The organism is Gluconacetobacter entanii, from assembly GCF_003206495.1.
Classification (GTDB): Bacteria; Pseudomonadota; Alphaproteobacteria; order Acetobacterales; family Acetobacteraceae; genus Novacetimonas; species Novacetimonas entanii.
Map to the genome: position 1 here is coordinate 1 of NZ_NKUF01000075.1, position 8,172 is coordinate 8,172.

General features: G+C 56.6%; 8 protein-coding genes and 1 pseudogene. 5 read left to right on the top strand and 4 right to left on the bottom strand.

The genetic code is table 11. The features are described from left to right. Nucleotides 1–342: 342 nt before the first annotated feature. Both CFR72_RS15745 and CFR72_RS15750 read right to left on the bottom strand, forming a co-directional pair. Nucleotides 343–1,431, bottom strand: a complete 1,089-nt coding sequence (locus CFR72_RS15745; protein ID WP_014106913.1) for an AbrB family transcriptional regulator — start codon at nucleotides 1,429–1,431, stop codon at nucleotides 343–345. Between the two features lie 3 nt (nucleotides 1,432–1,434). Next, entirely contained in the window at nucleotides 1,435–2,004 is a 570-nt protein-coding gene (locus CFR72_RS15750; RefSeq protein WP_041247923.1) for a hydrolase, read from the bottom strand. Between the two features lie 116 nt (nucleotides 2,005–2,120). Here CFR72_RS15750 and CFR72_RS15755 point away from each other — a divergent pair, with 116 nt between their 5' ends. Next, nucleotides 2,121–2,750: a TetR/AcrR family transcriptional regulator gene (locus tag CFR72_RS15755; protein ID WP_014106915.1), complete on the top strand. Its 630-nt coding sequence runs from the start codon at nucleotides 2,121–2,123 to the stop codon at nucleotides 2,748–2,750. A 132-nt stretch (nucleotides 2,751–2,882) separates the two neighbouring features. Here CFR72_RS15755 and CFR72_RS15760 read toward each other — a convergent pair whose 3' ends face one another. Continuing rightward, nucleotides 2,883–3,776, bottom strand: coding sequence for an alpha/beta fold hydrolase (locus CFR72_RS15760; RefSeq protein ID WP_014106916.1), 894 nt, complete (start codon nucleotides 3,774–3,776; stop codon nucleotides 2,883–2,885). Between the two features lie 954 nt (nucleotides 3,777–4,730). Between CFR72_RS15760 and CFR72_RS15765 the strand changes: the two genes are divergently transcribed. From CFR72_RS15765 to CFR72_RS18480, 3 genes and pseudogenes are all read left to right on the top strand, one after another. Continuing rightward, nucleotides 4,731–5,669, top strand: a complete 939-nt coding sequence (locus tag CFR72_RS15765; protein WP_041247943.1) for a replication protein RepA — start codon at nucleotides 4,731–4,733, stop codon at nucleotides 5,667–5,669. A gap of 87 nt (nucleotides 5,670–5,756) precedes the next feature. After that, a pseudogene (locus tag CFR72_RS15770) lies at nucleotides 5,757–6,440 on the top strand (IS630 family transposase); the annotation flags it as partial. A gap of 137 nt (nucleotides 6,441–6,577) precedes the next feature. Next, nucleotides 6,578–6,712 carry a hypothetical protein gene (locus tag CFR72_RS18480; RefSeq protein ID WP_010512539.1) on the top strand — a complete coding sequence of 45 codons (135 nt, stop codon included), beginning with the start codon at nucleotides 6,578–6,580 and terminating at the stop codon, nucleotides 6,710–6,712. Between the two features lie 289 nt (nucleotides 6,713–7,001). Here the strand turns inward: CFR72_RS18480 and CFR72_RS15775 are convergent, their stop codons facing one another. Further along, nucleotides 7,002–7,700: a hypothetical protein gene (locus tag CFR72_RS15775; protein ID WP_110914725.1), complete on the bottom strand. Its 699-nt coding sequence runs from the start codon at nucleotides 7,698–7,700 to the stop codon at nucleotides 7,002–7,004. Between the two features lie 106 nt (nucleotides 7,701–7,806). Between CFR72_RS15775 and CFR72_RS15785 the strand changes: the two genes are divergently transcribed. Then, nucleotides 7,807–8,172, top strand: a 366-nt coding sequence (locus CFR72_RS15785; RefSeq protein ID WP_146220758.1) for a transposase, incomplete at its 3' end; no start/stop codon positions are given.

Sequence of the window (8,172 nt, forward strand, 5' to 3'; positions counted from 1 at the left end):
TGCCGCATACCTCTTCCGCGTAACCTTGCCCATAAAACCCGTCCTCGTTCAGGCCAGATGATAGCTTATCGCCCTGTCCGAAAAATGGGGACCACCTCTAACCGGCATCAGTCCACGCGACTTCAGGAAGCTATGACATCATCGGAATGGATATGACCGTCAAACGGAGATACGGCGAAAGAAGATGCCGCGCACCAGACAAGCGGGGTAAATGACTATACCCTGATGGCCAAATCGCTGCTCCCGCCATCAACCAAAATTGTCGTCACGCCTCAGTGCGAGCGGGTTTGTAAGGGCGGGATCTGTCGCATTGGTCTTCAGCAAGCCCCTCCTCCTTTTCGCCTATTTCCCGTGTATTTCTTGCGACACATCGCGCTGCCCTTTTCCCGACGATCTGCGGGACAGAAAACGCGCCAGAGCTGGCCCGGTGACCAGAACGCAGAAAAACCGGGCGACCTGCATGGCAATGACGAAAGGCATGTCCACTTTCGTGGTCGAGGCGATAATGGAGACGGAATCAGCCCCGCCAGGGCTGGTTGCAAGATAAGCCGTCAGCAGATCCACATGCGCCAGCCGTGCAAGTACCAATGCAAAGCCGCCACACACCGCAATCAGCGCGAGGATGGAACCCAGCACACGTGGAAAGACACGTCCGGCATAAGCCAGCACATCTGGCGTAAACCGCATGCCGATGCCCCACCCGACCAGGGCATAGGCCGCGACCAGCAGAAGATGCGGCTGTTCGATCGGCAGATGGGCGCCAAGCCTTGCAGCCATCCCGATCCCCATGGGCACAAGCAGTCCCCCGGCCGGCACGCGCAGACGGGTGCCCAAGGCGCTGCCTGCCAGCGCGATCACAAGCGCAAGTAAAGCACCCTGCCATGAGAGGATCTGTGCCACGACCAGCGGGGCGGACGGCGTTCCGGCCACGCGCGCAATAACAGCCGCAATGACGGCGCAGCACGCCACGCGCAGATATTGCATGAAGGCGACGAGCCGCATATCTGCCCCGTATGATTCCGCCATCAGGGTCATGACCGTGGCCGCACCGGGTGACGAACCCCAGATCGCGGTATTGCCGGGTAGCAGGCGCGAACGTGTCAGCAGCCAGCCGAGAAGGGCTGCCGCAGACAGGGTAGAAAACGTACCGGCAACAAAGACCGGCCAGCTGGCTGCCATTTCGTGAAAGATCGAGGCTGAAAGATAGCTGGCGATCATGACCCCGACCACGCCCTGTGCGCCAAGAAAGGCCCAGCGGGGAATACGGACAGCGTCGCCCCGTGTGGCCAGTACGACCGCCGCCCCCAGTGGTCCCAGCAGCGGCGCGGCCGGCAGGCGTAAGACGGCCAGAAGCATACCGAAAACCAGCGAAAGCAGCGCCAGTAAGCCCCATCGCCCGGTCAGCAGCCACGCTGATGGCCCTACCCTCACCGCTTAACCGCCAAACACGATTGTATCGGAAGGCAGCACGCGTGCAATCCGCGGGAGGATCGAGCGGGCGGAAACATCATGAAGGTCTGCTGACAGGCTAGTGCAGAGATCCTCGGCGATGACAATATGGTAGCCAAGTTCCCAGCCGTGCCGTGCGGTGGATTCAACCCCGAAATTCGTAGCAATACCGCCCAGCACGACCGTCCGGATGCCCCGCCTGCGGAATTGCAGGTCAAGTTCCGTGCCGGTAAATGCCCCCCACTGATGTTTGGTGATGACGATATCGCCGGGTGCTGCCAGCCCATCGGCCAGGTGCGCCCAGTCCGTTGGCAGGCCGCCTTCCGGCGGGCTTAAGGGCTGGTCGGCCAGACCGGGTGGCGCGTCGGCAAAGTCGGGTGCAAACGCGACCCGAACCAGTACGACCGTAGCACCGGCATGCCGGAAGCGGGCAGCAAGCGATTTACTGCTCTCCAGCACCTGCGACGATGGCCGCGGGGCGGTTGGCAGGGCAAGTATGCCATTCTGCAGGTCAATGAGGACAAGGGCGGTGGTTCGCGGGTCAAATCTGTTCACGGATCGGCGCCTTCCGGGATCTGGATACATGGTCGGGTCAAACATCGACCGGCATTGGAAAATCGGTTATGCGAGGACTGTCTCGCATAAAAGAAAGTTGAGGGTACCCTCGCATTATGTCAAGCCCGCCCCGTTCATCACCACTCGCGCCCAAGCGGCAGCGCGGACGCGACCGCGTTGAAGCGATCCTCGCAGCCGCGACAACGGTCTTTGGCGAGAAATCTTACGAGGCGGCGACAATGACCGAGATCGCTGCCCGCGCCAGCACGGCAATCGGTTCGCTCTACCGTTTTTTCCCGACCAAGGACGTGCTGGCCGCCGCAGTGCTCGAACGCTACGGCGCGCGACTCCTGCATGCCCTGGATGAGTTGGTCGACCGCGATCCGCCGCTGTCGCCACGTGATGCAGCAGAAGGACTGCTGGACATCATCCAGCGTCTGCGGACGGAACGCTCAGTCGTCCTTTCCCTGCTCGACAGCGGGATTACCCTGCCAGATGGGACAGGAACGCTCCGCAAGGCGCTGATCGGGCGCATGAGCCAGTTGTTGGCACGGCTGGGTGGTTCTCCGGGTCCACATGACGAACGGGCTGTGATGCTGCTGCATCTGGTCAAGACGATCTTTGCCCTGCCACAGGATCATTCGGTCCCTCGCCAGGCACAGAACAAGGAAGCCGTTACGATGCTGCGGCTCTATCTGGAACATGCGGCTGCTTCCCGCCGATCCGGGTTAAAAGTCGCTCCGTAACCTCTGAATCCGCACACAACCAATCGGTATCTCGAGCGATCGCGTCATCTGAATCGAACGGGTCTGCTTTTCAAAGCATAACTGACTGTAATGAGGTAAAATCGAGCTTTTACTCCAACTGTTTCGCGAAGGTCAGAGAAACGCATCAAGCCGATATAACAACTCTGCCGGTACTTCTTCCTGCGGACTATGACCACAGTCGATCGCGTATCCCCGCACGTCCACTGCTTTTTCGCGCCATGTCTCGACAACATCATATAGCGCGCCCACGGTGCCGCGTGCGCCCCACAGAGCCAGTAATGGGACCTCAATCCGCCTGTCTGCATCAGTCGCATCATGGACGAGGTCGATACCTGCTGCAGCGCGGTAGTCTTCGCATGCTGCATGACGCATTGCCGGGTCGGCGTAGCATCGACGATATTCGGCCATGACACGCGGATCGACCGATCCTGGTATCTTGATCTGTCCTGCAATGTGGCTTTCGAGAAAAAAGTCCGGATCTCCACTGATCAGCCTTTCAGGCAGGGGGGCGGGCTGGATCAGAAAAAACCACCAGAAATAGCGTCGGGCGAATTCCATATTGGTCCGGGCATACATCGTTGCTGTCGGTACGATATCGATCAGCACCAGTTTTTCCACCGCTTGCGGTGCATCCAGCGCCATGCGGTGCGCCACCCGTCCGCCCCGGTCATGCCCGACAACCATGAACCGTTCAAATCCAAGCTGGTGCATGACGCCAACCAGATCAGCCGCCATGGCCCGCTTGGAATAGTTGGCGTGATCCGTCCCACCTTCAGGCTTGGCGCTATCACCATAACCCCGCAGATCTGGGGCCACGATGCTAAATCGTTTCGCCAGTGCGGGCGCAACCTTGTGCCAGGTCAGATGCATCTGCGGATGACCATGCAGCATAAGCAGCGGCGGTCCGTTTCCGCCGGTAGCCGTGCGGATCCGCACGCCATTCACCTCGATATCCCGCCAGCTAAAGCCCGGCAATAAATCGGGGAATTTCCTGATTGCGATCATGCTTTCACCTGCATTCGTCCAGTGGACACACAGCAAAAAAGCAGAATATCAGGAAACCAGTATTTCCCCTGATGAAGACCTGTTGATTATCTCCCTGCCGCGACTCACAACGGCGTCACTGGGTAGATCAGTTGGGATATCCGAGAGGGTCGATTCGCAGAGCCTGCGGAAATAGACAGGGCTATGTCACGCGTGATCACAGACGTCAGCCCCCAGTGTAACCACAACATCCAGATGAGGACTTTGGCGGGCGTAGCCCACGCCACGACATTATCCCGAGAGACCGTAAAACGTACATCGACGGAGCCAGCATCTCAGCGCGCTACCCGACCAAGTGAAAGTTCTGAACACCTGTTCCAGCCTACATTCCCGCCAGAGTCCTCATGGAGTTTCTTTCAGAGGCAAAAACTGAGGACTCTGGCGGGAACATGCGACGCGCAAGGTTAATTTCTGAGATATGCCAGAAATCTGGAGCCGAAACAGATCGCAAAACGGCCCTCGAAGTGAGGACTCTAGCGGGGTTTTGTGCGCCAAAAACAGGTTTATCCGCCGAACATCAAGGAAAATCGGGCTGTTAGAAGCCTCCTAACCTGAAAATTTCTCAGTTTTGAGGACTTTGACGGGGCGCCAAATTAGCGCTATCTGCAAATCGAGGACTCTGACGGGAAACTTGATGCCCTCAGAGATACCGATTCGCTACACCTCCCTTTTGCGAGGTGACCAACAGGGTACTGAGGACTGTAGCGGAAAAACTGAGGACTCTAGCGACACGTGCTTACGGAGCAAGCACGATTCGCATAAGTTATCCCGAGGACACTAACGGGACAAACTAATATTAGAATACAATTAGTTTTAACTAGTATTAGATCCCGCTACAGTCCTCAGAGACATTCTGAACAAATCCGTGCATCATGGACGCAGAATCGAGCCAACATACATATGCCTAGGGGAGCCATGATGGCGGAAGTGCATGACTTGCTTCAGGAGCATGGTCGACAGCATGTACTCCAGCTAGACATGGACCGCCGCGTCGTTGATGCGGCCGCCGCATATCTGACGGACGAAGATGCCGGACTAGGTTTCATGTATAGCGGCTGGGCCCAAGCACCGCTCCCACATAAAAAACAACCCGACTCTGCACCTTGGCAAGTTCGCACCGACAGAGTTAACCTTCTCGTAGAACCAGGTCGACGAACGCTTCCGAATGGGGAACTTCAATGGATTGGTGTCCCATACGGAAGTCGAGCCAGACTTATACTGCTATATCTGCAAACCGAGGCTCTAAGAACCCAGAGTCGCGAAATTGAGCTCGGAAAGTCGCTTCGCGACTGGCTTAAGAAGATGAACATCTCTCCTGGCGGCAAAACGATAGCCGACGTAAGAGAGCAGGCACTCCGCATCACGCGCTGTCGTCTCACTTTCGAGGTCCAACAAGCAGGAAAGTCAGCATTAGTCCAACAACTTATAGTCGATAAAGCACTGTTTACGGAAGATGGCGAGGACTCTAGCGGGGGACAGCTTTTAGCGCGGACGAAGCTAAGTGAAACATTCTACGATCAGCTTCGTCGACATCCTGTTCCTATCCAGGAATCCGCAATTCGAGCGATCAGTAAACACTCGATGGCTTTAGACATATATTGCTGGCTTGCATATCGGCTGCATGTCCTCCAGAAGGACACGCCAATCACTTGGAAGGGTCTTCACGCCCAGTTTGGCGCTGGCGTAAAACGCCTAGACCATTTCCGTGATACCTTCTGCGCTCAACTCAACTTGGCGCTAGCAGTATATCCAGAGGCGGTAGTCAAACTGAGTGCTGTGGGTTTGACATTAGTTCCCTCACCTCCACCTGTTGAGCCAAAACGCACGGTAGTCGCGTTTCCTAGGTCCCGCTAAAGTCCTCACTCAAAGTAGACGATGAAAACATCTGCGTCGCATAGAGGCAAATCAGTAGACTAATTGCGGACAAACAGTCGAAGATAGCCGCATCGGACTGAAACCTTCAAACTGTCGACGGACCCGCTATTTGTCGACAAGGTTCGGGATATTGTCGGTCTTTACATGTCGCCACCGAACCGCGCGATCGTGCTGTGCGTCGACGAGAAATCCTAGATCCAGGCGCTGGACCGCGAACAGCCCGTCCTGCCCATGGTACCGGGCGTGCCGGAACCACGTACCCATACCTATCTCCGGAACGGTACGACGTCGCTGTTTGCAGCCCTCGACATCGCAACAGGTGCGGTAATCGGCAAATGCTACAAACGTCATCGTACCATGGAATTTCTCGATTTCCTGAAACGTATCGCCGCCGAGATCCCTGATGACCGGGATGTTCATCTCGTGATGGATAACTACGCCACACATAAAACGACCACGATCAAGACGTGGCTCGCCCGCCGCCCGCATTGGCATGTTCACTTCACGCCCACCTCGGCTTCCTGGATCAATCAGGTAGAGCGCTGGTTCGCCGAACTGACGCGCAAGCAATTCCAACGCGGCGTGCATCGGTCAACAACTGCACTCGAAGCCGACATCACAACTTTTATCGATGCACATAACAAAAACCCACGGTCGTATCGGTGGGTCAAATCAGCCGACCAGATCCTCGCCTCGGTGAAGCGCTTTTGTCATAAGACAATGAGCCGAACTTCAGATTCAGGTGACTAGTACTAGGCACTCTCGCGTGTAGTCGTCCTCAACGGTCAGCACGCGGAAGCGACATCCGTTGTCCAGCGCTAATTAGGACCGTCGGGCACCGGCGTCGGCGAGTAGGTGCCCATTTCCTGTTTCAGGACACCACACTAATGGACCGACAACCCTTCCTTGCGATACAACCGGAACAGCTTTTTGTGGATCAGGATTACTCCTTCGCATTCCAGAAAGATGTGCCGACCCTGATAGGGAAGCTGGCATCGTTCGCCCGCAAGGTGGCGCGGTAGGCCGCGCACCTCGGTATCGCATGGACGGTACGACGCATAGCGCCACGTCCTCGGGTCGACGGTGATGCGACTACAGGCCCGCCCCCGCCGTTGCGAGTAATCCCGTTTGGACACCGCCTTGGTCAGAGCATTATGCCGTAATGCCGGGCGTCTCACGAGTTTCCTACTTGCTGCTCCTCAAGCTTCGAGACCTCCAGCCCACCGTATTTCGATCGTCTTGTGTAGAAGGTCGCGTTGCCGATCCCGTAATAGATGCAGGGGTTGGCCTCCTAATGCTCTCTCGGAACTTTTACTCGTCACCGATAAGTTCGTCGATTTCACGTAAGCGCTTTCGGATGGCAACAAGCTGTTCCAGCATTTGGCGCCTAGTGGATCTAAGGCGCCGCGCCTCTGTTACGAGCGCGGCAAAATCAACATGAGATGCAGGCCGCTTGATTGACTTTCGGAATGCTATGATTGCAGAACGAGACGCGCTGGGTCCGACGAGGCCCTTCTCGCGCGCCGCTTCAAGTTCCTCTGGTCCCAGCAAAGTCAGCTGATACGCTGCACTATATGAACACGGTAGTAACGTCTCGCTAATTCGGCCACTATCCACCATGCTTGCGATCCGACGCAACTGGGAGGCCACCGGTTCGGAGAAAGGGAAAAAGCGTTCGAAACTGGCTTTAAGACGGTTTTTTTCTTCTCTCGAAAAAAGTGCATTTTCTAGCGTATTTAATGCTCGGCCGATTTCCAGAAAGGAACGCGCAGCCTTTTCCCACGCAGATGTTACGGCGCGCTGGGTATCAAGAATGATCCGGATGCGGCCCTCGTCCTTCGCAAGGTCCGTTCCGGAAAATACTGATGCAATTGTCTCCAGGGTTTCAGAAGATACGGTGGTGAGTTCATGTAGCTCGCTAGGACGCGCATCAGATGGCTGTATTTCGTCAGCATCAAGGCCCTGCAAGGCTCGCAGCGAGATGCCGCGCGTCGAATTGGCTTTGCTCACAGGTCCAACTCCTGTCGCAAGTATGACCAGAGTGCGCCAAACGCTTCCGCGTTTTTGGGCCGACTTAGGGCCTGTTAGATCTTGAATTTCTTCCCATATTGTAGGGATGGAAGAAGGAGACAGAACAGGCACCTTTACGGACGAGACATGGGCGATCTGGGAACCTCTGATTGAGGAGGTTCGCCCGAGGGGCAAGACGCCGCCACATGATCTGCGGCGGACGATAGCAGCGATTTTCTGGCGTCATGAGAATGGCGCGAAATGGCGGAGTATCCCCGCTGAACTGGGTCCGTGGTGGCGGGCTGCGCAGCTTTTCATCCGCTGGGCGAAGCTCGGCGTATGGGAGCGGCTGCTCGCACTGGTTCAGGAACAACAGGGAGTGGCATTCGGAATGACTTTTCTGGATGGCACAAACATCAGGGCTCACCACAAAGCGGCGGGAGCCCAAAAAAAGGGGCCTCTTTCGAAGAGC